The organism is Martinezella lusitana, assembly GCF_900094565.1.
GTDB lineage: Bacteria > Pseudomonadota > Alphaproteobacteria > Rhizobiales > Rhizobiaceae > Rhizobium > Rhizobium lusitanum.
This window is the reverse complement of record NZ_FMAF01000020.1, coordinates 70,793-92,482: the sequence shown is the minus strand read 5'-3', so window position 1 is coordinate 92,482 and position 21,690 is coordinate 70,793. Positions and strand designations below refer to the sequence as shown.

19 protein-coding genes are annotated in these 21,690 nt (G+C 61.0%); 9 read left to right on the top strand and 10 right to left on the bottom strand.

What is annotated here, in order from left to right:
• Positions 1-624 (bottom strand): phosphonate C-P lyase system protein PhnH, encoded by a 624-nt coding sequence (gene phnH, locus GA0061101_RS27825; protein WP_092576002.1) that lies wholly within the window; start codon positions 622-624, stop codon positions 1-3.
• Positions 624-1,100, bottom strand: a complete 477-nt coding sequence (gene phnG / locus GA0061101_RS27820; protein WP_092575999.1) for a phosphonate C-P lyase system protein PhnG — start codon at positions 1,098-1,100, stop codon at positions 624-626. Before phnG ends, phnH begins: the two co-directional genes overlap by 1 nt.
• 101 nt (positions 1,101-1,201) lie before the next feature.
• On the opposite strand from phnG, the gene phnF reads away from it, so the two are divergent.
• On the top strand, positions 1,202-1,936 hold the full coding sequence (phnF, locus tag GA0061101_RS27815) for a phosphonate metabolism transcriptional regulator PhnF (protein WP_047560077.1): 735 nt from the start codon (positions 1,202-1,204) through the stop codon (positions 1,934-1,936).
• A 194-nt stretch (positions 1,937-2,130) separates the two neighbouring features.
• On the opposite strand, the gene GA0061101_RS27810 is transcribed toward phnF, so the two are convergent.
• The 7 genes from GA0061101_RS27810 to GA0061101_RS27780 all read right to left on the bottom strand — a co-directional run bounded on the left by GA0061101_RS27810 (position 2,131) and on the right by GA0061101_RS27780 (position 9,029).
• Positions 2,131-2,766, bottom strand: a complete 636-nt coding sequence (locus tag GA0061101_RS27810; RefSeq protein ID WP_037200350.1) for a 2,3-bisphosphoglycerate-dependent phosphoglycerate mutase — start codon at positions 2,764-2,766, stop codon at positions 2,131-2,133.
• A gap of 122 nt (positions 2,767-2,888) precedes the next feature.
• On the bottom strand, positions 2,889-3,713 hold the full coding sequence (dapB, locus tag GA0061101_RS27805) for a 4-hydroxy-tetrahydrodipicolinate reductase (RefSeq protein WP_047640330.1): 825 nt from the start codon (positions 3,711-3,713) through the stop codon (positions 2,889-2,891).
• Positions 3,714-3,728: 15 nt separating this feature from the next.
• Positions 3,729-5,567 (bottom strand): ABC transporter ATP-binding protein, encoded by a 1,839-nt coding sequence (locus GA0061101_RS27800; RefSeq protein ID WP_092575997.1) that lies wholly within the window; start codon positions 5,565-5,567, stop codon positions 3,729-3,731.
• 163 nt (positions 5,568-5,730) lie between these two features.
• Positions 5,731-6,753: a glucokinase gene (locus tag GA0061101_RS27795; protein ID WP_047640329.1), complete on the bottom strand. Its 1,023-nt coding sequence runs from the start codon at positions 6,751-6,753 to the stop codon at positions 5,731-5,733.
• A gap of 34 nt (positions 6,754-6,787) precedes the next feature.
• Positions 6,788-7,168, bottom strand: a complete 381-nt coding sequence (locus tag GA0061101_RS27790; RefSeq protein WP_047640328.1) for a methylglyoxal synthase — start codon at positions 7,166-7,168, stop codon at positions 6,788-6,790.
• Between the two features lie 99 nt (positions 7,169-7,267).
• Positions 7,268-8,314 (bottom strand): penicillin-insensitive murein endopeptidase, encoded by a 1,047-nt coding sequence (mepA, locus tag GA0061101_RS27785; RefSeq protein ID WP_092575994.1) that lies wholly within the window; start codon positions 8,312-8,314, stop codon positions 7,268-7,270.
• Positions 8,315-8,459: 145 nt separating this feature from the next.
• Positions 8,460-9,029 (bottom strand): isochorismatase family protein, encoded by a 570-nt coding sequence (locus tag GA0061101_RS27780; protein WP_092576013.1) that lies wholly within the window; start codon positions 9,027-9,029, stop codon positions 8,460-8,462.
• 50 nt (positions 9,030-9,079) lie between these two features.
• Here GA0061101_RS27780 and GA0061101_RS27775 point away from each other — a divergent pair, with 50 nt between their 5' ends.
• The 7 genes from GA0061101_RS27775 (at position 9,080) to pncB (ending at position 18,310) form a co-directional block, all read left to right on the top strand.
• Complete coding sequence (locus tag GA0061101_RS27775) at positions 9,080-9,700, top strand: TetR/AcrR family transcriptional regulator (RefSeq protein WP_092575991.1); 621 nt, start codon at positions 9,080-9,082, stop codon at positions 9,698-9,700.
• A 109-nt stretch (positions 9,701-9,809) separates the two neighbouring features.
• A complete protein-coding gene (locus GA0061101_RS27770; protein ID WP_092575989.1) occupies positions 9,810-11,648 on the top strand; it encodes an extracellular solute-binding protein in 1,839 nt (612 codons plus the stop codon).
• Positions 11,649-11,817: 169 nt separating this feature from the next.
• Entirely contained in the window at positions 11,818-12,909 is a 1,092-nt protein-coding gene (locus tag GA0061101_RS27765) for a microcin C ABC transporter permease YejB (RefSeq protein WP_037200362.1), read from the top strand.
• Positions 12,909-14,063, top strand: a complete 1,155-nt coding sequence (locus GA0061101_RS27760) for an ABC transporter permease (protein ID WP_037200364.1) — start codon at positions 12,909-12,911, stop codon at positions 14,061-14,063. The genes GA0061101_RS27765 and GA0061101_RS27760 overlap by 1 nt, the downstream gene beginning before the upstream one ends.
• Positions 14,060-15,697, top strand: a complete 1,638-nt coding sequence (locus GA0061101_RS27755) for an ABC transporter ATP-binding protein (RefSeq protein ID WP_092575986.1) — start codon at positions 14,060-14,062, stop codon at positions 15,695-15,697. The genes GA0061101_RS27760 and GA0061101_RS27755 overlap by 4 nt, the downstream gene beginning before the upstream one ends.
• Before the next feature lie 11 nt (positions 15,698-15,708).
• Positions 15,709-16,668 carry a 2-hydroxyacid dehydrogenase gene (locus tag GA0061101_RS27750; RefSeq protein ID WP_047559931.1) on the top strand — a complete coding sequence of 320 codons (960 nt, stop codon included), beginning with the start codon at positions 15,709-15,711 and terminating at the stop codon, positions 16,666-16,668.
• Positions 16,669-17,005: 337 nt separating this feature from the next.
• On the top strand, positions 17,006-18,310 hold the full coding sequence (gene pncB, locus GA0061101_RS27745; RefSeq protein WP_037200368.1) for a nicotinate phosphoribosyltransferase: 1,305 nt from the start codon (positions 17,006-17,008) through the stop codon (positions 18,308-18,310).
• An 85-nt stretch (positions 18,311-18,395) separates the two neighbouring features.
• Here pncB and GA0061101_RS27740 read toward each other — a convergent pair whose 3' ends face one another.
• Positions 18,396-19,349 (bottom strand): DUF1444 domain-containing protein, encoded by a 954-nt coding sequence (locus GA0061101_RS27740; RefSeq protein WP_037200369.1) that lies wholly within the window; start codon positions 19,347-19,349, stop codon positions 18,396-18,398.
• A gap of 174 nt (positions 19,350-19,523) precedes the next feature.
• Between GA0061101_RS27740 and GA0061101_RS27735 the strand changes: the two genes are divergently transcribed.
• A complete protein-coding gene (locus GA0061101_RS27735; RefSeq protein WP_047640323.1) occupies positions 19,524-21,677 on the top strand; it encodes a mechanosensitive ion channel family protein in 2,154 nt (717 codons plus the stop codon).
• The last annotated feature ends 13 nt before the right edge of the window (positions 21,678-21,690 follow it).

Here is a 21,690-nt window from a genome sequence, read left to right as displayed (position 1 = left end):
TCACATCTCCGTCGCGGTGATCTTGGTGGTGCGCGGCAGGCAAAGGAATTGCCGGCCGGCCGTCAGAACGAGATCGACGCCGCGCGGGAAGAGCGCGCGATTGTCGGTCCAGATGCGCAGGAATGCATCCGGCAGGCCCCTGGGCGCGATCATATGGACGCCGTTGATGCCGGGACCCGAAAGTGCCAGATCCTTGCCGCCTTCAAGGCTTTCGACTTCCAGCACCAGCGTCGTCGAACGGTCGGGATATTCCTGGGTGCCGATGCCGAACTGGTTGAAGGAGGAAAGCGCCATGCCTCCCTCGATGAAGGCGAACATCGCTTCCAGCCGTTCCTGGATGATGGGTGCTCCGGTGTGAAAGCTCAGCCATTCCGGCAGGCTCGACCGTCCAAGGCTGGTGGAGAGCCAGACCGGCGTATCATGGTCGCAAAGCGTCAGCCCGATCGCGCCGGCAGCGATGCCAAGCGGGGCAGGCGGAGCGATATCGGCTGTCACGGTCTGCAGGATGCCCGGCCGCGCCATCGCGTCCATCGTCATCTTGAAGACGCTCTGTGCATCGAAAACCGGGTCGGTGAAGCCGCCGATCAATGCATCATTGCCGAAGGTGGAGGTAGTGAAGCTCATCAGTCTTCTCCGCGAACCATGGTGAAGAAATCGACGCGGGTAGCGGCCGTTTCCTCCGCGCGCTTGCGATCATAGTCTGCGATGCGCTCGGTGACCGGCTGCAGGATCGCCTTCTCGACGAATTCCTTGGTGGCCGACTGCTGCCAGAGGGCATCGAATATGGCCGAAAGCCGTGCCTTCTCGCGATCCGTGCCGAGTGCATGCGCATGGCCTATGGTGCCGGATGCCAGCCGGATGGAGGCGCGCGTCACCGTGACCTCGCCGAGATTGAAGGGGGAACCACCGCCGCCGATGCGGCCGCGCACCATGACGAGCCCCGTTTCCGGTCCGCGCACCGGCTGTACCGCCGGCTTGCTCGGCAATGCTTCCCAGGCTGCGTCGAGCTCGTCGCGCTGGGCCTGTGCCAGAAGATCGGCAACACGTTTGCGCTCCCGACGCTCCTGTGCGGCTGCTTCCTGCCTTTGTGCTGAATTCATCGCGCCTTCCTCTAAATGTCTATTGATATAGACAACCATACAAGATAGATTTATATCTATTAGTGAGTCGTGACAAGCGTGTGACAGGGCGAGTGGGCGAAATGGCAGGGCAGAGGATTCAAAGGCAGACAGGCGTGGCGCTCTGGCGGCAGATCGCCGACCGAATACGGATGTCGATCAATCACGGCGACTTCGACGAAAGCGGCATGGTGCCGCCGGAAACGACGCTGGCGCTGCAGTTCGGGGTCAACCGGCATACCATTCGCAGCGCGCTCGCCGCGCTGGCGCAGGAAGGCATCGTCAGGGCTGTGCAGGGGCGCGGTACGCTGATCGAGCGCAAGGAGCGGCTGAGCTTCCCGATTTCGAAGCGGACACGTTTCTCGCAGGGCATCGGCGATCAGGTGCGCGAGACCCGCAGCGTCCTGCTTGCGACGAGCGACGAGGCAGCGAGCGCGGAGGTGGCCCGGCACCTCAAGATCAAGACCGGTACGCCACTCGTGCGCCTGGAAACGCTCGGTCAAGCGGATCACCGTCCGGTATCGCGCGCCACCAGCTGGTTCCCGGCGGATCGGTTTGGCAATATCGCCGAGATCTACCGGGCGACGGGATCGATCACCAAGGCGTTTCGGGAGCTTGGCGTGCCGGACTATGTGCGCGTCATCACCGAGATTACCGCGACCCATGCCGACGAGAGCGATCTCGCCGATCTTCAGCTATCTCCCGGCGCCATCGTCCTGATCACACAGGCGCTGAACACCGATCTCGACAACGTGCCGGTCCAATACTCGATCTCCCGCTTCGCCGCCGACAGGGTGCGGTTCACGATCGAGAATTGAGGTTGGGGCGCGGCCCCTCATCCGGCCTGTCGGCCACCTTCTCCCTGCCGGCGGGGAGAAGGGGAAAGACGCACCCTCCGTCGCTTCTCAACCTAATAAGAGTCAAGAGTTTGCCGCAAGAGAGGTCGTCCCCTCTCCCCGTCAAACGGGGAGAGGGCCAGGGGCTTTTCGGAGATAGCTAGTTTAGATGACGCTCAATGCGCGCCGGACATGTCGCCAAGGACTTCCTTCGAGGCGACGGTGGAGTCGGCCTTGAGCTTGTAGACCATCGGCACGCCGGTCGCGAGGTTGAGCGCCAGGATCTGTTCCTTGCTCAATCGGTCGAGAACCATGACGAGCGAGCGCAGCGAGTTGCCGTGGGCGGCGACCAGCACGTTCTTGCCGGCGAGCACGCGCGGCAGGATTTCCGTCAGATAATAGGGCCAGACGCGGGCGCCGGTGTCGCGCAGGCTTTCGCCGCCGGGCGGGGGCACGTCGTAGGAGCGGCGCCAGATGTGCACCTGTTCCTCACCCCATTTGGCGCGGGCGTCATCCTTGTTGAGGCCGGAGAGATCGCCGTAGTCGCGCTCGTTCAGTGCCTGATCCTTGATGGTCTCGAGCCCGGGCTGGCCGATTTCATCAAGGATGATCTTCAGCGTGTGCTGGGCGCGGACGAGGGCCGACGTGAAGGCGATGTCGTATTTGATGCCGTAGTCGGCAAGCGCCTTGCCGCCCGTCTTGGCTTCCTCGATGCCGAGGGCGGTCAGATCGGGATCCTTCCAGCCGGTAAAGAGATTCTTCAAATTCCAGTCGCTCTGGCCATGGCGAACGAGGACAAGAGTACCGCTCATAAAATTTCTCCTTAATGAAGCAATTCCAGGAAAAGTGTGTAGTGTTTTTCCGTCCGGAATTGCGAGACAATAAAAGGCTGGAGCGGATCGGCAGTTCCATGCCGATCCGCTCCAGGATCAGGTCAACGTGTGGAGAGCCCGAGAACATCGAGCATGGAATAGAAGCCGGGTTTCCTGTCGCGCGCCCAGAGAGCGGCTTGCAGCGCGCCCCGGGCAAACAGCGAACGGTCGCCGGCGCTGTGGGACAGGGTCAGCCGCTCGCTCTCGCCGGCGAAGATGACCGAGTGATCGCCGACCACGCCGCCGCCGCGCAGGGTCGCAAAGCCGATCGTGCCAGCCGGACGCGGGCCGGTATGGCCATCGCGCACGCGCACGGAATTGTCGTCGAGATCGATGCCGCGCCCCTTGGCTGCGGCCTGGCCGAGCAGAAGTGCGGTGCCCGAGGGCGCATCCACCTTGTGCCGGTGATGCATCTCCAGCACTTCGATATCCCAGTCGGCGGAGGGAAGGGCGCGTGCCGCCTGCTCGACGAGCACGCTCAAAAGGTTGATGCCGAGGCCCATATTGCCCGATTTGACGATGCGGGCGTGGCGCGCCGCCGCCTGGAACTTGGCTTCGTCTTCGGCCGTGCATCCCGTCGTGCCGATGATGTGGACGATGCGCGCCTGCGCGGCAAGCCCGGCGAAGGTGACGCTGGTTGCCGGCGTCGTGAAATCGATGACGCCTTCGGCATGCAGAAAGGCGGAAAGCGGATCGTCGGTGACGGGAACGCCGATCGGCCCCAACCCGGCAATCTCGCCGGCATCCTTGCCGATGAAGACGGATCCGGGACGCGCGACGGCGGCATGCAAGGTCAGGCCCTCGGTGGCGTGAATGAGGCGGATCAGAGCCTGCCCCATGCGGCCCGCCGCGCCAACCACCACCAGCTTCATCGCATCGTCGCTCATGTCGTCTCTATCGTCTCATTTGCGGGAGTTGCCGGAAACGGCCGGCCGCTGAAGGTTGTTGAGGCGAGCGTAAAGGCCATTGTCGGCCTCCGCAAGCGTCTCGTGGTTGCCCTCTTCGACGACACGCCCATTCTGCATGACGATGATCTTCTCGGCTCGAACGACGGTCGACAGGCGGTGAGCGATGACGACGACCGTGCGGCCGCTCATGGCTTCGTCCAGCGCCTTCTGCACGGCCGCTTCCGATTCCGTGTCGAGCGCGGAGGTCGCCTCGTCGAGCAGGAGGATCGGCGCATTGCGCACCAGCGCGCGGGCGATCGACAGGCGCTGCCGCTGGCCGCCGGAAAGCGTCACGCCGTTTTCGCCGACGGGCGTGTCGTAGCCCTGCGACTGCGCCATGATGAAATCATCGGCGTAAGCGAGGCGGGCTGCCTCTTCGATCTCCGCGTCGGTCGCGTCAGGGCGGCCATAACGGATGTTGTCGCGGATCGAGCCTTCGAAGAGATAGGGCTGCTGCGAGACGTAGGCGAGATGCTGGCGCAGCGACTGCTTGGTGATGTGGCTGATATCCTGCCCGTCGATGAAGATGCTACCGGCCTTCGGGTCGTAGAAGCGCGGAATGAGATTGATGACGGTGGACTTGCCGGCGCCGGAAGGGCCGACGAGCGCCGTCGTCTGTCCGCCTTCGGCAACGAAGCTCACGTCGTCCAGAACAGTATCGTCGCCATAGGCGAAGTGGACGCCACGAAATTCGATGCGGGCCTCGGTGACAACCAGCGCCTTGGCTTCGGGCAGATCGCGCTGGCGCGGCTCCATGTCGAGCAGTTCGTAGATCATCCGTGCATTGACGACCGCGCGTTCAAGCTGCGTCTGCAATTTCGCGAGGCGGCGGGCCGGATCATAAGCCAAAAGCAGTGACACGATGAAGGAAAACACTGCGCCTGGCGGCACATTTTCATAAATCGAACGGTAGGCGGCATAGGCAAAAACACCGGCGACGGCAAAGCCGGCAACCGTTTCGATCAGCGGGCCGTTACGCTCGGAAATGCGAACAATACGGTTTTGCCGATTCTCTGCCGCCGTAATCAGCTTGTTGATCTTGCGGTCGAGTTCGGGCTCCATCGTGAAGGCTTTGACGATGGAAATGCCTTGAATGGTTTCCTGCATCGCGCCGAGCACGCGGCTGTTGAGAACGACCGCCTCGCGCGTGACGGCGCGCAGGCGCCTTGAGATGTGGCGCAAGGCCAGAAAGACAGGTGGGGCAATGACGAAAAAGATAAGGCTGAGCAATGGGTCCTGATAGACCATGTTGCCGAGCAGAAAGACGAATGACAGAAAGTCGCGCGCCGTAGACGTGATGACGAGGTTCATCACATCGCGGATGCCGGAAACGTTCTGGCTGACCCGCGCGGCAATCTGAGCCGAGCGCGCTTCACTGAAAAAACCGACCGACAGCGTCATCAGATGCGCATAGAGGCGCCGTTGATAGCGAGCAATGATGTCATTGCCGATCTTGGACAGAATGACCGATTGAAAATAGCCGGCAAAACCACGCGCTATAAAAGCCGCAAATATGGCAAGACAAATCAGCCACATGACTTCGGCGCGGCGCTCGTAGAAGGCTCCGTTGACGATCGGCCTCATCACAAAGGCCATCATTGCTGTGGATGCTGCGACGACAACGAGGCAAAAGATTGCGACCGAATAGCCCCAGACATGATCACGGCCGTTTTCAGCTATAACGCGCTTCAGGACAACGGTAATGGCTTCGCTGTCGATATCGGTCTTTTTCGTGTTGGGCGACTTCAAAAATCGGTTTCCTGTCTCAAACCAAGTGAGCCGCGCACGGCACATGCTGCCGCGGCTCTATAAAGAGTTAGGACGGCTTTGGCTAGGGATGGCCTGCGGCACTGGTTAAGGCCGATCTCGGAGCCGACCTTATTATAGAGGAAGGCGGCTTCTTCAAAAAGGCATAACGCGCCGGTAGTTTCGATGCGCCATCGGCTGTTGGAAGCGATCAAGGCCGCCAGCGGCGGCCGTCGGTCGCAAGCCCGAAGCTCGACGGCTTGCGGGCGTAGGCCGCAAGGCCGGAAAGCGCAGCCAGCGGATTGACGACGACATAGGTCGGGATCGTCTTCATCATTTCGGTATGCGGCGCCTTGTCTTCAAAGGCTGCGCGGAATTCCGGCTTCTGCAGCGCCGGTAGGATCTTTTGCGAGATGCCGCCGGAAAGATAGACGCCGCCGCGCGCCATGAAGATCATGGCGATATCGCCGGCAAGGCGACCGAGATAGGTGACGAAGAGCGTCAGCGTCTCCTCGGCCTGCGCATTGGTGCCGGCAAGCGCATGGGTGGTGATATCGGCGGGCTCCTTCAGGCTCGGCTCGACGCCGTCGACCTTGCAGATGGCATGATAGAGGTTCTGCAGCCCGCGACCGCAAATGATCTGCTCGGCCGAGATGCGGCCTTCAATGGCTTCCAGATGCGGCCAGATCTGCAGGTCTCGTTCCGTGCGCGGCCCAAGATCGATATGGCCGCCTTCGCCCGGCACCGGTATCCACTGATGCTGGGTGTGGATCAGGCCGGCGACGCCAAGCCCGGTGCCCGGTCCGAGCACGGCGCGCGAGGCGGCCATGCTGTCCCCTGTCTCACCGATGGTTTCGCGATGCTCGTCGGCAACGTCGGCGATTGCCAGCGCCTGCGCCTCGAAGTCATTGATGACCAGCACGTCCTCGATGCCGAGATTGGCGATCATGGTCTTCGGGCGGATCACCCAGTCGCAATTGGTCAGCGGAATTTCATCGCCCTGCACGGGGCCGGCCATGGCAAGGATCGCGGCGCGGGGCTGGACCTTGCTCTTTTCGAGGATCAGCTTGATCGCATCGTCGATCGTCTCGAAATTCGCCGTCTGCACGACAGGAAAATGCTCCTGTTCGGAATTCGCATCGGCAAGGATCGAGAAACGCGCATTGGTTCCGCCGATATCGCCGATGAGAATCGGAAAAGGCAGGGGGGCATCGCTGTGATTGAGCTCGGGCATGGCCAGGTCCGTGGTCTGCCGCCGGCAAGGCGGATTAATGGTTCAGTGTTTTGATCAGCCGCTCGGCGGTGGATTCGTTGAGCGCCATCGGAATGTCGTAGACAACGGCAAGCCGCGTCAATGCCTTCACGTCGACATCGTGCGGCAGCGGGGTGAGGGGGTCGATGAAGAAGACGAGCATGTCGATCTCGCCGGTGGCGATCAGCGCACCGATCTGCTGGTCGCCGCCAAGCGGCCCGCTTTTCAGGCGGGTGACCTTGAGATCAGGGCAAGCGTCGAGCACGCGGCCGCCGGTCGTGCCGGTCGCGACGATATGCCAATCGGCAAGGGCGGCTTGGTTACGCCGCGCAAACTCCGCCATCGCATCCTTTTTCTGATCGTGCGCGATCAGCGCGATGCTTTTGCCGCCGGCCATGAAACTCTTGCTCCACCCAGTACTTTCAATCGATTTATCCGCCTTCTATACCAAGGGGAGGCGTTTTGAAAGGCCGCTCCGGCAAGGACCATCCGAGCCTCACTGCTGCGGGATCTGGCCGGGCGGCGTATTGCCGGAGATCGGCATCGTCTCCGTTTCCGCGGACGCGCCGATACCCGTGGCGCCATAGGTGGCAGCACGAACGGAAGCGACCGGCGGCGCGGCCACCACGGCCTGGCAGGCCCTGGGCAGATCCGAAACCATGATCTCGCGGGGCTTTGCAGGCGGCTTCGTGTCGGGCTTCGGCTTTGCCCACGGTTCGGGGCCAAGCCACCAGGCGAGCGTCTTGTCGCAGCCGTCGCCGGCCGCAACAGGCGCCTGCGGCGTGCAGCCGACCGAGCCGGCCGGGCAGCGGATACGGATATGGAAATGCGAGTCATGTCCATATTCCGGGCGCAGCTTGCCGAGATTGCTGCGGTCGCCGGTCCATGTATCGCACATCTTTTTCTTGATGGCCGGATTGACGAAGATGCGCTCGACCTCGGGGTAGCTGGCCGCGCGCATCAGCAGGCGGGCATGCGCCGGCGTCCAGACCCTGTCGTTGATGGTCAGGAACTTGTCCTTCGCCAGCATCGAGGTGAAGGGCAGGGTCTCGCGTTCCGCGACCGTCAGCTTGTGCGGAGGCATGGGCGTCAGCCAGACATCGGCATCGAGGCCGATCTGGTGCGAGGCATGGCCGTTGAACATCGGGCCGCCGCGCGGCTGCGAGATGTCGCCGACAAGCAGGCCCGGCCAGCCGTCATGCTTTGCCGCATCGCGTGACAGGCGCTCGAGAAGGCCGATCATGTCAGGCCGGCCCCAGCGACGGTTGCGCGACAGGCGCATGGCCTGCCAGGTCGGCCCGTCGGTGGGCAGCGCCACGGCACCGGCAAGGCAGCCCTTGGCATAAAAGCCGATCGATTGCGTCGGTCCCTGCGTCGGCAGCGTCACAGCCCCGAAGATCGCCTTGGCACTGCCGGGCGTCGGCCCCGCCTGCTGCGCCAGCGCATCGCCGGCAATGAGACCCGTGCTGATCGTGGCGATGAGGGAAAATTTGCCGATAGTTTGGCCGATAGTTTGGAAAGTGCGAACCAGGAGCGAAACCATGCATATCCTTGAAAGGCGGTCGGCGTCAGCCGAGGTGATTTGCGGCGAGATTACCTTGAAAAGGAAGCGAGGGTAATCCACGTTCAATCGCCGCTGGCTGATGAGCGACCGCCCGCCGCCCGCTTAGGCCGTCACCTCCGACGGATCAATTTGCTAGAATTTCTTCCGTCTTGCGAATGCGCGACAGTCGCGGCAATACCTTCGTGCAGGCGAAATCCTGCATTTCCTGGGAAAAAGTCGTCACCGCGTCCTCAGCGACGATGACGGCATAATTTGCCGCATGGGCATCGCGCACCGTCGATTCGACGCCGAAATTGGTGGCGACACCGGTCAGGATCAGCGTTTTGATGCCGCGGCGACGAAGCTGCAGATCGAGTTCGGTGCCGTAGAAGGCGCTCCATTGGCGTTTGACGATCGCGACATCCGGCGTCAGCGCGGCGATTTCGATGGGTGCCGCCAGGGCGGCCGGCGACAAGCCTCCGGCGGGAAGGGCGAAGGTTTCGTCGGTGGGCTGATTGACAGCGTCGGTATAGTCCGAGGAAAATCCAACCGTTACAAAAACGGTGGTTCCGCCATCGGCCTTCAGCTTGTTCGCGATCGCAACTGTATTCGCAACGATCTGTTGAGCGGAATAGGGGGCAAGCGGCAGGCTGAGAACGAGGCCTTGCAGGTCGATGGAAATAAGCGCGGTGGTCCGGGGGTCGTAAAGAGGCATTTGGGGCTCCGAGAGAAACATGAGGGCATCCTCACAATGGAAATATGAGGATGACCTCACAAAAATCAAGTGAAGAATTGAAGACGCGCACCCCGAAGCGGCAGCGCGGCCATGATCGTGTCGTCGTCCTGCTGGAAGCGGCCGCAAGGGTCTTTGCGCGGAAGGGTTATGAAGCCGCAACGATGACTGAGATCGCGGCCGAGGCGCAATCCTCCATCGGCTCGCTCTATCAATTCTTTCCGACCAAGCCTTTGCTTGCCGAGACGCTGCATATCGATCGCCTGGAGCGGCTGAAGGCGGGTCTTCAGAACCTGGCGGAACGCAGTTCCGGCCTCTCCGCAGCCGATAGCGGCGAAGCGATCTTCGATGCGCTTGGCGCATTTATCGAAGAATTTCCGGAATTTCCTGTGCTTGCCGCGCGCCGCGATATCCCTAAAGACCGGAAGATGCGCTCGCGTGCGGAATTGAAAGAGTTGATCGCCGCCGTCTTGCGGCGAGCGGAGCCGTCGATATCGGACGATATCACGCTGATGTCGGGTATCGTCCTCGAACTGTTGCGCATCGCCGCGGCCGTCGCCAACGAACCCGACGCCAAAGAGGACCAACGCGTCGTCAGCGAATTGCGCCTGATGCTGCGCCGGCGTCTCGAAGAAGCCACCTCCAAAACCTGATTTCGAGAGCTGCCAAACGATTGCGGAGGGAAGAGGTGAGCAATTGCGTCCTGTTTTTTGCCCTCATTTGGCTTATGCTGATTCTAGGAAAAGCATCAGGAGATGATGAATGGCATTGACGCGGTTGAAAGCAGGCTTGGTTGTTTCTCTCATGTGCCTGCTGGCCCTGCCAGCGTCCTCGAAAGCCGAAGAGCCGCAATTCCGCATCGGCACGGCCATTCTCGGCGATCTCAAATACCAGCCCGGTTTCAAGCATTTCGATTACGTCAATCCGAATGCGCCGAAGGGCGGCGAGGTGAAGCTGTCGAGCAGCGGCACGTTTGACACCTTCAATCCTGTCCTGTCGAAGGGCAATATCGCCGAGGGGACAGAGCTGATCTATGATACGTTGCTGAAGAAAGCCGATGACGAGGCCAATTCTTCCTATGGTTTGCTTGCCGAGGGCGTCTCTTATCCCGATGACGTTTCGAGCGCGACGTTTCGGCTGCGCGCCGAAGCGAGGTGGCCCGACGGCACGCCGGTAACGCCCGAGGATGTGATCTTCAGTTTTGAGAAAACCAAAGAACTCAATCTGATGGTGACAAGCTACTACGCCCATGTCGTGGGCGCCGAGAAAACCGGTGAGCGCGACGTTACCTTTCGTTTTGATGAGAAGGGCAACCGCGAACTTCCCTCGATCCTGGGCCAACTGACCATCCTGCCGAAACATTGGTGGGAAGCCAATGGCCCCGATGGCAAGCCGCGCGATATCTCGCGCACCACGCTCGAGCCCGTCATGGGGTCGGGTCCCTATAAGATTGCTTCCTTCCAGCCTGGCTCTTCGATCCGCTACGAACTGCGCGACGATTATTGGGGCAAGAACCTGCCGGTCAATATCGGCACGAACAACTTCGGCGCGATAAATTATGTCTATTTTTCTGACTACGACGTCGCGTTCGAGGCGTTTCGTAGCGGCGTCATCGATTACTGGCAGGACAATTCCACAAGCCATTGGGTGACCGGCTACGATTTTCCAGCTGCCAAGGACGGCCGCATCAAGCGGGAGGAACTACCCAACACGCTGCGCTCGGTCGGCATCATGCAGGCGCTCGTTCCCAATATGCGACGCGCGCAATTCAAGGACGAGCGTGTCCGCGAGGCGCTGAACTACGTTTACGATTTCGAGGAACTCAACCGAACCCTTTCCTTCGGGAAGTTGACGCGTGTCGACAGCTTCTTTTTCGGTACGAAATTCGCCTCCTCCGGTCTCCCGCAAGGCGAGGAGCTCAATGTTCTGAACAGCGTCAAGGACAAGGTGCCCGCCGATGTCTTTACCGTGCCCTATGCCAATCCCGTCGGCGGCGACCCGCAAAAGGCGCGCGATAATTTTCGCAAGGCTATTGGTTTGTTCAAGGACGCGGGCTGGATTCTCAAGGGCAATAAAATGGTGAACGCGCAGAGCGGCCAGCCGTTTTCGCTGGAACTCTTGCTGAACAATCCTTCGCTGGAAAGATCGGTGCTGCCTTATGTACAGAACCTGAAGCGCATCGGCATCGATGCCAGCGTCAGGACGGTCGATCCCTCGCAGTACATCAACCGCATCCGCAGCTTCGACTATGATATGATCTGGGTCGTCTGGGCGGAGACGCTGAACCCCGGCAACGAGCAGGCCGAATACTGGGGCTCCGCCTCCGCCGCCCGCCAGGGATCGCGCAACTACGCGGGAATAGCCGACCCGGGCGTCGACGACCTCATCCAGAAAGTGATCCTCGCGAAGGACGTGGCGGAGAAGGAAGCGACGACCAAGGCACTCGATCGCGTGCTGCTCGCCCACCACTATGTTTTGCCCACTTTCTACGGGACGACGACCAGGATCGCCTATTGGGACAAGTTCGAACATCTTCCGGAACTTCCTTACTACTCCATCGGCTTCCCAGACGTATGGTGGTCGAAAAGCGCCGGAAAGTGAGGCTCTCTTGCAATAGGGGGCTTGCTGCCTCCAAATGCTAAGGCTGATTCGCAAGTTTCAAGCTGAAATGACTGCGCCGGTCTGTATGCGGCGGAAGGGAATGTGAATTGAACGACGGACGGATTGAGGCGAGGCGGGACATGTCCCTCTGCGAGGGAGCAATGGGCTGATGGGCGCCTATATCCTCAGACGCCTGCTGCTGATGATCCCGACCATCGTCGGCATCATGGCTATTTCCTTCACCATCGTACAGTTTGCGCCCGGCGGTCCGGTCGAGCAGGTCATCGCGCAATTGACCGGCCAAGGCGACAACGCCACCGGCCGGCTTTCGGGCGGCACGGACATGCTCGCGCAGCAGGCGGTTGAGGACAGCGGCTCGAAATATCGCGGCGCGCAGGGGCTCGATCCCGAGCTGATCGCCAAGCTCGACAAACAGTTCGGTTTCGACAAGCCACCGCTTGAGCGCTTCGGCCAGATGATGTGGAACTATATCCGCTTCGATTTCGGCGAAAGCTTTTTCCGCAATACTTCGGTCATCGACCTCATTGGCCAGAAACTGCCTGTGTCGATCTCGCTCGGCATCTGGATCCTGATCTTCTCCTATGCGATCTCAATCCCGCTGGGCATCCGCAAGGCGGTGCAGGATGGATCGACCTTCGATGTCTGGACCTCGGGCATCATCATCATCGGCTATGCCGTCCCGAGTTTTCTTTTCGGCATCATGCTGATCGTGCTGTTTGCCGGCGGCTCCTTCTTCGATTGGTTCCCGCTGCGTGGTCTCGTCTCCGACAATTTCGCCGATCTCAATTGGTGGCAGAAGATCCTCGATTATCTCTGGCATCTGGTGCTGCCGCTGATTTCGCTGTCGCTCGCCGCCTTTGCCACCACGACGCTGCTCACCAAGAATTCCTTCATCGAGGAAATCAAGAAGCAATATGTCACCACCGCTCGCGCCAAGGGGTTGAGCGAGCGGCGCGTGCTCTATGGCCATGTCTTCCGCAACGCCATGCTGATCGTCATCGCCGGCTTTCCCGGCGCCTTCATTTCCGCCTTCTTCACCGGTTCGCTGCTGATCGAGAACATCTTCTCGCTGGATGGCCTCGGCCGCCTCAGCTATCTCTCCGTCGTCCAGCGCGACTATCCAGTGGTGTTTGCGACGCTCTTCATCTTTTCGCTGCTCGGCCTCGTCGTCGGCCTCGTTTCCGACCTGATCTACACCTGGATCGATCCTCGCATCGACTTCGAGCGGAGGGACGTGTGATGGATGCAGCCAACCCTCCGGCAACCCCGACGACGGTAAAGCCGCCGCGCAAGGGGCTGTTCTCGCCGACCAACGTGCGCCGCTGGGAGAATTTCAAGGCGAACCGCCGTGGCTACTGGTCGCTCTGGATTTTCCTCGTTCTGTTCGTCCTCACCCTCGGCGCCGAGTTCATCGCCAACGACCGGCCGATCCTGGTCTCCTACAAGGGCGAGATCCTGACGCCGATCTTCGTCGATTATCCCGAAGAGAAGTTCGGCGGCTTCCTGGCGCAGACGGATTACCGCGCGCAGGACATTCAGGACGAGATCAATGCCAACGGCTGGATGCTCTGGCCGCCGATCCACTATTCCTATCAGACGGCAAATTCCAACCTTCCCCAAGGAAAGTCGGCGCCGACCCCGCCGTTCTGGATGATGAGCAAGGAGCAGCGCTGTTCAGGCTATGCGGGAGGCGTTGCCGACCCGAACTGCAACTGGAGCAATTTCAACTGGCTCGGCACCGATGACCAAGCGCGCGATGTGCTGGCCCGGCTGATCTACGGCTTCCGCATATCGGTGCTGTTCGGGCTGGTGCTCACCATCTGCTCGGCTGTCGTCGGCGTCTGCGCCGGCGCGATGCAGGGCTATTTCGGCGGATGGACCGACCTGTTGATGCAGCGCTTCATCGAGATCTGGTCGTCGATGCCGGTGCTCTATATCCTGCTGATCATCGCGTCCGTCCTGCCGCCTGGCTTCTTTATCCTTCTCGGCATATTGCTGCTGTTTTCCTGGGTCGGTCTCGTCGGCGTCGTGCGCGCCGAATTCCTGCGGGCGCGCAATTTCGAATATGTTCGTGCCGCCCGGGCGCTCGGCGTCGACAACCTCACCATCATGTATCGGCACCTGCTGCCGAATGCCATGGTCGCGACGCTCACCTTCGTCCCCTTCATCCTGTCAGGCTCGATTTCGACCTTGACCTCGCTCGATTTCTTAGGCTTTGGCATGCCACCCGGCTCGCCGTCGCTGGGTGAGATGATCGCCCAGGGCAAATCCAACCTGCAGGCTCCATGGCTCGGGCTGTCGGCCTTCTTCACCATGTCGATCATGCTGTCGCTGCTGATTTTCATCGGCGAGGCCGTGCGTGACGCCTTCGATCCGAGGAAGACGTTCCGATGAGCGAGAATTCCACTCCCCTGCTGTCCGTCCGCAATCTGTCCGTCGCCTTCCACCAGGGCGGAAATACCTTGACCGCGGTCGATGGCATCTCGTTCGATATAAGAAAGGGCGAGGTCCTGGCGCTGGTCGGCGAATCCGGCTCAGGCAAATCCGTGTCGGCCAATTCCATCCTGAAGCTGCTGCCCTATCCGGCCGCCAGCCACCCCTCGGGCGAGATCCTGTTCAAGGGCAAGGATATGCTGAAGGCGTCGGATAACGAGCTGCGCGCCGTGCGCGGCAACGACATCACGATGATCTTTCAGGAGCCGATGACCTCGCTCAATCCGCTCCATTCGATCGAACGGCAGATCGGCGAGATCCTGGCCTTGCATCAGGGCATGGGCGGCCAGGCCGCCCGCAGCCGCACGCTGGAGCTCCTGAACCAGGTCGGTATCCGTGAGCCGGAGAAGCGTCTCAAGGCCTATCCGCACGAGCTGTCCGGCGGCCAGCGCCAGCGCGTGATGATCGCCATGGCGCTCGCCAACCGTCCCGAGCTGCTGATCGCCGACGAGCCGACGACGGCGCTCGATGTGACGGTGCAGGCGCAGATCCTAGAGCTGCTGCGGGATCTCAAGGGCGTGCACGGCATGTCGATGCTGTTCATCACCCATGACCTCGGCATCGTCCGCAAGTTCGCCGACCGCGTCTGCGTGATGACCAAAGGCCACATCGTCGAGACCGGTCCGGTGGAGGATGTCTTCACCCGGCCGCAGCATGAATACACCCGTCACCTGCTTGCCGCCGAGCCGCGCGGCGAGCCGCCGCTTGGCGATGCCAGCAAGCCCGTGGTCATGGAAGGCAGCGATATCCGCGTCTGGTTCCCGATCAAGGCGGGCTTCATGCGCAAGGTCGTCGATCACGTCAAAGCCGTCGACGGCATCGATCTCAAGCTCCGGGCCGGCCAGACGCTCGGCGTCGTCGGCGAATCCGGCTCCGGCAAGACGACCCTCGGCCTGGCACTGGCCCGGCTCATTTCTTCCCAGGGGCGCATCGCCTTCGTCGGCAAGGACATAGCCGGCTATTCCTTCCGCGAGATGCGGCCGCTCCGCAACCAGTTGCAGGTCGTCTTCCAGGACCCCTACGGTTCTCTGAGCCCACGCATGTCGGTGGGCGAAATCATCGCCGAGGGGCTCAAGGTGCATGAGCGGTCGCTTTCGGCGGACGAGCGGGAAAAGCGCGTCTGCTGGGCGCTGGAGGAAGTCGGCCTCGATCCGTTGACCCGCTGGCGTTTCCCGCATGAATTCTCCGGCGGCCAGCGTCAGCGCATCGCCATTGCCCGCGCCATGGTGCTGAAGCCGCGCTTCGTCATGCTCGACGAGCCGACCTCGGCACTCGACATGAGCGTGCAGGCGCAGGTGGTCGACCTTCTGCGCGACCTTCAGAAGCGGCATGACCTTGCCTACCTCTTCATCAGCCACGACCTGAAGGTGGTCAAGGCGCTCGCCAACGAGCTGATCGTCATGCGCTTCGGCAAGGTCGTGGAGCAGGGCACCTCGGCCGATATTTTCCGCGCGCCGAAAGAGGATTATACCAAGGCGCTTCTCGCCGCCGCCTTCAACATCGAGGCGGTGCCCACCGCCACTATCCAGCAATAAAGACAATCGCCATGCCGGCCAAAAGCCCCGTTCTCGTCGACCTCAAATTCGATCCCGCTATGATCGCCAAAGTGCTGAAGACCGCCTTTGCCGATCGCGGCAGCATCAATCTCGCCGATCCCGCGAGCAAGGGTGTGGATCTGAGCCATGTCGACTATGCGCTTCTGTGGAAGCCGGATGCCGACATTTTTGAGCGTGCGCCCAATCTCAAGGTCATTTTCTCGGGGGGCGCCGGTGTCGATTCGATGATGTCGATTGCCGGCCTGCCGGACATACCGATCGTCCGCTTCGTCGATCGCAGCCTGACGGTGCGCATGAGCGAATGGGTCGTGATGCAATGCCTTATGCACCTGCGCGATGTTCCGGGGCATTTCAGGAACCAGCGCCAGCGCGTCTGGGTTCCGCAGGATGGCCCCGAGGCAGGTGATGTCACCGTCGGCGTCATGGGCCTTGGCGTTCTCGGCTGCGATGCCGCCGCCAAGCTGAAGGTCATGGGTTTCAACGTCATCGGCTGGTCCCGCAACAAGAAACAGATCGATGGCATGGAAACCTTCGATGCCGGCGAGCTGGATACCTTTCTCGCGCGGACCGATATTCTGGTCGGGCTGCTGCCGCTGACGCCGGAAACAACGGGGCTATACGACGCCTCGCTCTTTTCCAGACTCCGCCGCGACGGTGCGCTCGGCAAACCGGTGTTCATCAATGCCGGCCGCGGCAAGAGCCAGGTCCAGGCCGATATCGCCTCGGCGATCGGGACTGGCGTGCTTGGCGGCGCGTCGCTCGACGTCTTTACAGTCGAGCCTTTGGCGGCGGACGATCCCCTCTGGGGTCTGGAAAATGTTATCATCACGCCGCATGATTCCGCCATGTCGGAGGAAAGAGCGCTGTTCCGCTATGTCGAGGAACAGATCGCCCGCTTCGAACGCGGTGTGCCGCTGCTGCATCTGGTGGATCGCGGCCGGGGTTACTAGAGCAACTCCAGGAAAAGTGCGCAGCGGTTTTCCGTCCGGAATTGCGTAAAAATAAACAGATAGAGCGTTCGGCGATTCCATGAATCGCTAAACCGCTCTAAGCCCCGCTGGAATGACCTCTGCCGACCACTATATCGTTCGGGATGGGCAGCTATGGGCACAGTTCAGCCGTGCCCGTGCATGTTCAAAAGCGGTGCGGTCGCTTTGGCATCAATTTTCTTTCAGTGACTGGACTTTCGCTCAACATTTTTTGATAACAGGCACCACATACGCGTGCCGACGCGTCGGCGGGCGGCAAGCATGACGTCCGGAGCGCAGGAGACGGGGCAGGAACGACATGACGAAGACGGATATCGCCACCCGCGTCTATAACCATACCTGGAAGCTCGATCCGATCATCCGCAGCCTGATCGATACGGATTTCTATAAGCTTCTGATGCTCCAGATGATCTGGAAGCTCTATCCGGATGTCGACGCCACCTTCTCCTTGATCAATCGCACCAAGAGCGTCCGGCTTGCCGAGGTGATCGATGAGAGGGAACTGCGCGAACAGCTCGATCACGCCCGCACGCTCAGGCTCTCCAAGAAGGAGATGATTTGGCTCGCGGGTAACAGCTTCTACGGCCGCGCCCAGATTTTCGAGCCGGAATTCCTTGCCTGGCTGTCGAATTTCCAGCTGCCGGACTATGAACTGTCGAAGCGCGATGGCCAGTATATTCTCGACTTCCACGGTTCGTGGAAGGAAACGACCATGTGGGAAATCCCGGCGCTCGCCATCATCAACGAGCTTCGCTCGCGCACGGCGCTGAAGGCGCTCGGTCCATTCACGCTCGATGTGCTCTATGCGCGCGCCAAGGCGAAGATGTGGGAAAAGGTCGAGCGGTTGAGGGAGCTGCCGCACCTGCGCATCTCCGATTTCGGTACGCGCCGTCGTCATAGCTTTCTCTGGCAGCGCTGGTGCGTCGAGGCGCTGAAGGAAGGCGTGCCCCATGCTTTCACCGGCACGAGCAACGTGCTGCTCGCCATGGATTCGGATCTCGAAGCCGTCGGTACCAACGCACATGAGCTGCCGATGGTCGCAGCCGCTCTTGCCAAGAATGACGAAGAGCTCGGCAAGGCGCCCTACAAGGTGCTACGCGACTGGAACCGCCTCTATGGCGGCAACCTTCTGGTGGTTCTGCCCGATGCCTTCGGTACCGCCTCGTTCCTGCGCGATGCACCGGAATGGGTGGCCGACTGGACCGGCTTCCGTCCCGACAGCGCGCCGCCTATCGAAGGCGGCGAGAAGATCATCGATTGGTGGAAGAAGATGGGCCGCGATCCGCGCCAGAAGCTGCTGATCTTCTCCGACGGCCTCGATGTCAATGCGATCATCGATACCTACAAGCATTTCGACGGCCGCGTCCGCATGAGCTTCGGCTGGGGCACCAATCTTACCAATGATTTCGCCGGCTGCGCGCCGACCGAACTCAAGGGCCTCAACCCCATTTCCATCGTCTGCAAGGTCATCGAGGCCAACGGCCGCCCGGCCGTCAAGCTCTCGGACAATCCGCAGAAGGCGACGGGCGAACCAGCGGAAGTCGAGCGCTATCTGAAGTTCTTCGGCGCAGAAGATCGCATCGATCACGAAGTGCTGGTGTAGAGCGTTTTCCGTCCGCAATTGCGTGAATTGCGTGAAAATAACGCTTCTAGAATGATCGCGCGATTCCGTTCAAAGCTTGATCGCTTTAGTGGAGCTTAGCTGCCGCTATCGGCGCCACCCGCTTGAACAGCGTCCACCTGCCGTTCTCCCAACGATACTGATCCGGCGAAATAACGTAAGGCACCTCGCTGAGATCGGCGCCGATCAGCTCCAGCAGCTGCAGGCCCAGGGTGTCGTTTTCATGGGTGAAGAAGACCTTGTCGCGTGAAAGAAAGGCCGCAATCGGCGCCGCTCCGCCGGATTGCTCCTGCACCTGCGCCCAGAAATTCGGCAGGAAAGCGATGCTGGATTCGAACTGGCCGTCCACCTCGACATATTGAAACTGGCTGCGCTTGGCGATCTGTACGCCGGTCTTGTCGAGGAATTTCTGCAGGTTGGCCTGTGCCAGCACGGCAAGTTCCTCGGCGTCGATGCCCCAGCTTTCCAGCGCCGTCGACATCACGTAGCTGACCGTGGTTTCGCCGTTCACGGCGAAGAGCTTGATCAGGTTTTCCGCCTCGTCGAGATAGACGAATTGCGGCGGGTCGGGTTCGTCCTTGACGGCCTGGATTATCTGTTGCCGCGCCACGTCAACGAAGTCGCGCGCCTTCAAGACCGGCAGGACCTTGGCGAGCTCGTCGCCGTCATCAATGGCTTCGGTCATGTTGAGATAGTTCATCAGCGCCTGCGCGCGGGCTTGTCCGCGCTTCTCGCGCAGCGCCAGCAACGCATTGCTCAGGAATTTCGTCATCGTGTCGCCATTGCGGCTGTGCAGCGTCAGGCTGCCGGCCGCGGCATCGTAGTCGATCCCGATCAGGTCGCCGAAAAACGGCAGCCGTTCTTGCAGATAGGCCGCAAAGCAGGCTTCGTCCTGCAAAGCTTCGTCTGGAATGTTCAGATCGAGCGTCTTGACTGGTGTGGAGGTCACCGGTTCGGTTGCCGTGAGCCGCTGCTCGGGTTGCTTGCCTTTACCGAAGAGCTTTTTCAGGAAATTGAACACGCGCGTCCCCGAGCACCGAACGGTATTGCCGCAGAACCTAGCGCGGCAACCGCTCCGGGGCAATGCCGCCGGCGCCGATCGCGCCATGGGCGTAAGTGCCTGCTTGCCCGCATAAAAAAGGCGTATAGTCTGCAAAAACGGGCCGGCGGCCCGATCGCGGGAAGGGCAGCGTATATGAAGAATGTCGGGGGTAGCAGGCTGTCGATCAGGACACTGCTTTTATGTCTTTTTGCATTGGCCGCGCCTCTTGCGGCACTCGCACAAAACACGGCTGCACCACAGCCGGCGCCCGAAAAGGTTCGCGAACTCATTCAGCTGATGAACGAACCGGAGGTCAAGCAATGGCTTGGTGCCCAGCTGAACAATCAACTCGCCGCCAGCGCTCCCGGAACGTCCGACGGTGACCAGATGTCCGTCCTCTCCGGCATGCTTGGTCATACTCGGCATCACCTGGAGGTCGTATCCGGCGCGGCGATGACGTTGCCTTATGAGGTGATGACGGCATCCGAAAAGCTCGAAAGAGAAGGCAGGGCGGTTGGTATCCTGCGTATTATCATCCAGGTCGTGATCCTCTTTTTCATGGGACTTGTGGCAGAGCTCGCCGTTGCGCGCTTCATCAACACCAAGCACATGCGTCGCACCGAAAGGGCTGCCGCCATCGAGACCGAGCTGCAGGCTGCCCGGTTCCAGTTTTTGGGCGGGGTGGTGCCTGCGATCATTCACGCCTTGGTGACGCTGGTTCCGCTGCTCGCTTTCGACTGGCCGCCGGCCATCGAAAGCTTCGCCATAGCCTGTGTCATTGCGCTGGTTTCCATCAGGCTCGTCATTTCCATCGGCAAACTGCTGATGGAGTTGATCGCCATGCGCCGAACGAACGATGTTCTGGACGAGGACAGCGGTACCGCCCGCATTGCCGAACGGCGGCGTGTGGCGAGATACTGGTATCGGCGATGCACGCTGTTTGCTGTCTATTTTGCCTGCGGTTGGGCAGTTCTGCAGGCCGTCACGTCTCTCGAATTTTCCGTCGGCGCCCGGGATCTCATCAGCTATGCGCTCGGCATCGGCCTGTTTCTCATCGCCGTGACGGCCGTGTGGTCAAGGCCCGTCGCGCCGGAGGAACGTGGGGCGAAGACGATTTCCTGGCTATTGACGATTTTCTTCGTGGCCCTCTGGTGCCTGTGGGTCGCCGGTTTCGACGGCCTTCTCTGGCTCGGCATCTATGCGATCCTGTTGCCGCGCGTTCTCTCGGTATCCACGCGTGCCATCGAGGCGCTGCATGATGCGGCCGATGGCATTTTCGGCGCCGGCAAGTTGGCAGCCGTGCTTCTCGATCGCGGCGTGCGGGCACTGATCATCACCTTCGCGGCCCTCTGGCTGGGGCGGATGCTGGGTGTCGAGGCCCACGCGATGATGAGCAGCAGCGAATCAATCATCGGGCGAATCGCGCGCGGTGTTCTCAGCGGCATCGTCATCCTGCTGGTCGCCGATCTCGTCTGGCACCTGATGAAAACCTATATCGACGCCAAGCTGATGGAATCCTTGCCCGCCGACAGCGATTCCGAGGAGATGAAGGCGAGCCGCGCCCGGCTGCAGACGCTGCTGCCGATCTTCCGCAATATCCTTGCGGTTGCCATCGGCATCATCGCCATCATGATGGTGTTGTCGGGGCTCGGCATCCAGATCGGGCCGCTGATCGCCGGTGCCGGTGTCGTCGGCGTCGCGGTCGGCTTCGGCGCGCAGACCATCGTCAAGGACGTCATCAGCGGCGTCTTCTATCTGTGGGACGATGCCTTCCGGGTCGGCGAATACATAGAAAGCGGCAACCACAAGGGCGTGGTGGAGTCATTCAGCCTGCGTTCGGTCAAGCTGCGTCACCAGCGCGGACCGCTGGCGACCATTCCGTTCGGTTCGCTCGGCGCGGTCAATAACATGAATCGTGACTGGGCGATCGACAAGATCATCGTCAAGGTCACCTATGATACCGATCTGGTGAAGATGAAGCGGATCATCAGGGATATCGGCCAGCGCCTGCTCGACGATCCTGAACTGGCGCCGAGCATCATCCAGACGCTGAAGATGAAGGGCGTGGAACAGTTCGGCGATTTCGCGATCGAAATCAGGCTGGCGCTCACCGCCAAGCCCAACGACGTCTCGGTCATCCGCCGCAGCGCGCTGGCGCTGATCAAGCAGGCCTTCGATGAAAACGGCATCCAGTTCGCCTTCCCGACCGTGCAGGTGGCAAGCGACAGGGACGCTTCCGCCGCCGCTGCCCGGCAGCTCATGGAGATGCGTACTGCAGCCGTCGACGGCGCGCAGCAAGCGGGCTGAGACGCTGTGTCGG

Bases quoted from the DNA above. Each gene is read 5' to 3' on its own strand.
- phnH (WP_092576002.1), bottom strand. From the start codon at position 624: ATGAGCTTCACTACCTCCACCTTCGGCAATGATGCATTGATCGGCGGC.
- phnG (WP_092575999.1), bottom strand. From the start codon at position 1,100: ATGAATTCAGCACAAAGGCAGGAAGCAGCCGCACAGGAGCGTCGGGAG.
- phnF (WP_047560077.1), top strand. From the start codon at position 1,202: ATGGCAGGGCAGAGGATTCAAAGGCAGACAGGCGTGGCGCTCTGGCGG.
- GA0061101_RS27810 (WP_037200350.1), bottom strand. From the start codon at position 2,766: ATGAGCGGTACTCTTGTCCTCGTTCGCCATGGCCAGAGCGACTGGAAT.
- dapB (WP_047640330.1), bottom strand. From the start codon at position 3,713: ATGAGCGACGATGCGATGAAGCTGGTGGTGGTTGGCGCGGCGGGCCGC.
- GA0061101_RS27800 (WP_092575997.1), bottom strand. From the start codon at position 5,567: ATGTGCCGTGCGCGGCTCACTTGGTTTGAGACAGGAAACCGATTTTTG.
- GA0061101_RS27795 (WP_047640329.1), bottom strand. From the start codon at position 6,753: ATGCCCGAGCTCAATCACAGCGATGCCCCCCTGCCTTTTCCGATTCTC.
- GA0061101_RS27790 (WP_047640328.1), bottom strand. From the start codon at position 7,168: ATGGCCGGCGGCAAAAGCATCGCGCTGATCGCGCACGATCAGAAAAAG.
- mepA (WP_092575994.1), bottom strand. From the start codon at position 8,314: ATGGTTTCGCTCCTGGTTCGCACTTTCCAAACTATCGGCCAAACTATC.
- GA0061101_RS27780 (WP_092576013.1), bottom strand. From the start codon at position 9,029: ATGCCTCTTTACGACCCCCGGACCACCGCGCTTATTTCCATCGACCTG.
- GA0061101_RS27775 (WP_092575991.1), top strand. From the start codon at position 9,080: ATGACCTCACAAAAATCAAGTGAAGAATTGAAGACGCGCACCCCGAAG.
- GA0061101_RS27770 (WP_092575989.1), top strand. From the start codon at position 9,810: ATGGCATTGACGCGGTTGAAAGCAGGCTTGGTTGTTTCTCTCATGTGC.
- GA0061101_RS27765 (WP_037200362.1), top strand. From the start codon at position 11,818: ATGGGCGCCTATATCCTCAGACGCCTGCTGCTGATGATCCCGACCATC.
- GA0061101_RS27760 (WP_037200364.1), top strand. From the start codon at position 12,909: ATGGATGCAGCCAACCCTCCGGCAACCCCGACGACGGTAAAGCCGCCG.
- GA0061101_RS27755 (WP_092575986.1), top strand. From the start codon at position 14,060: ATGAGCGAGAATTCCACTCCCCTGCTGTCCGTCCGCAATCTGTCCGTC.
- GA0061101_RS27750 (WP_047559931.1), top strand. From the start codon at position 15,709: ATGCCGGCCAAAAGCCCCGTTCTCGTCGACCTCAAATTCGATCCCGCT.
- pncB (WP_037200368.1), top strand. From the start codon at position 17,006: ATGACGAAGACGGATATCGCCACCCGCGTCTATAACCATACCTGGAAG.
- GA0061101_RS27735 (WP_047640323.1), top strand. From the start codon at position 19,524: ATGAAGAATGTCGGGGGTAGCAGGCTGTCGATCAGGACACTGCTTTTA.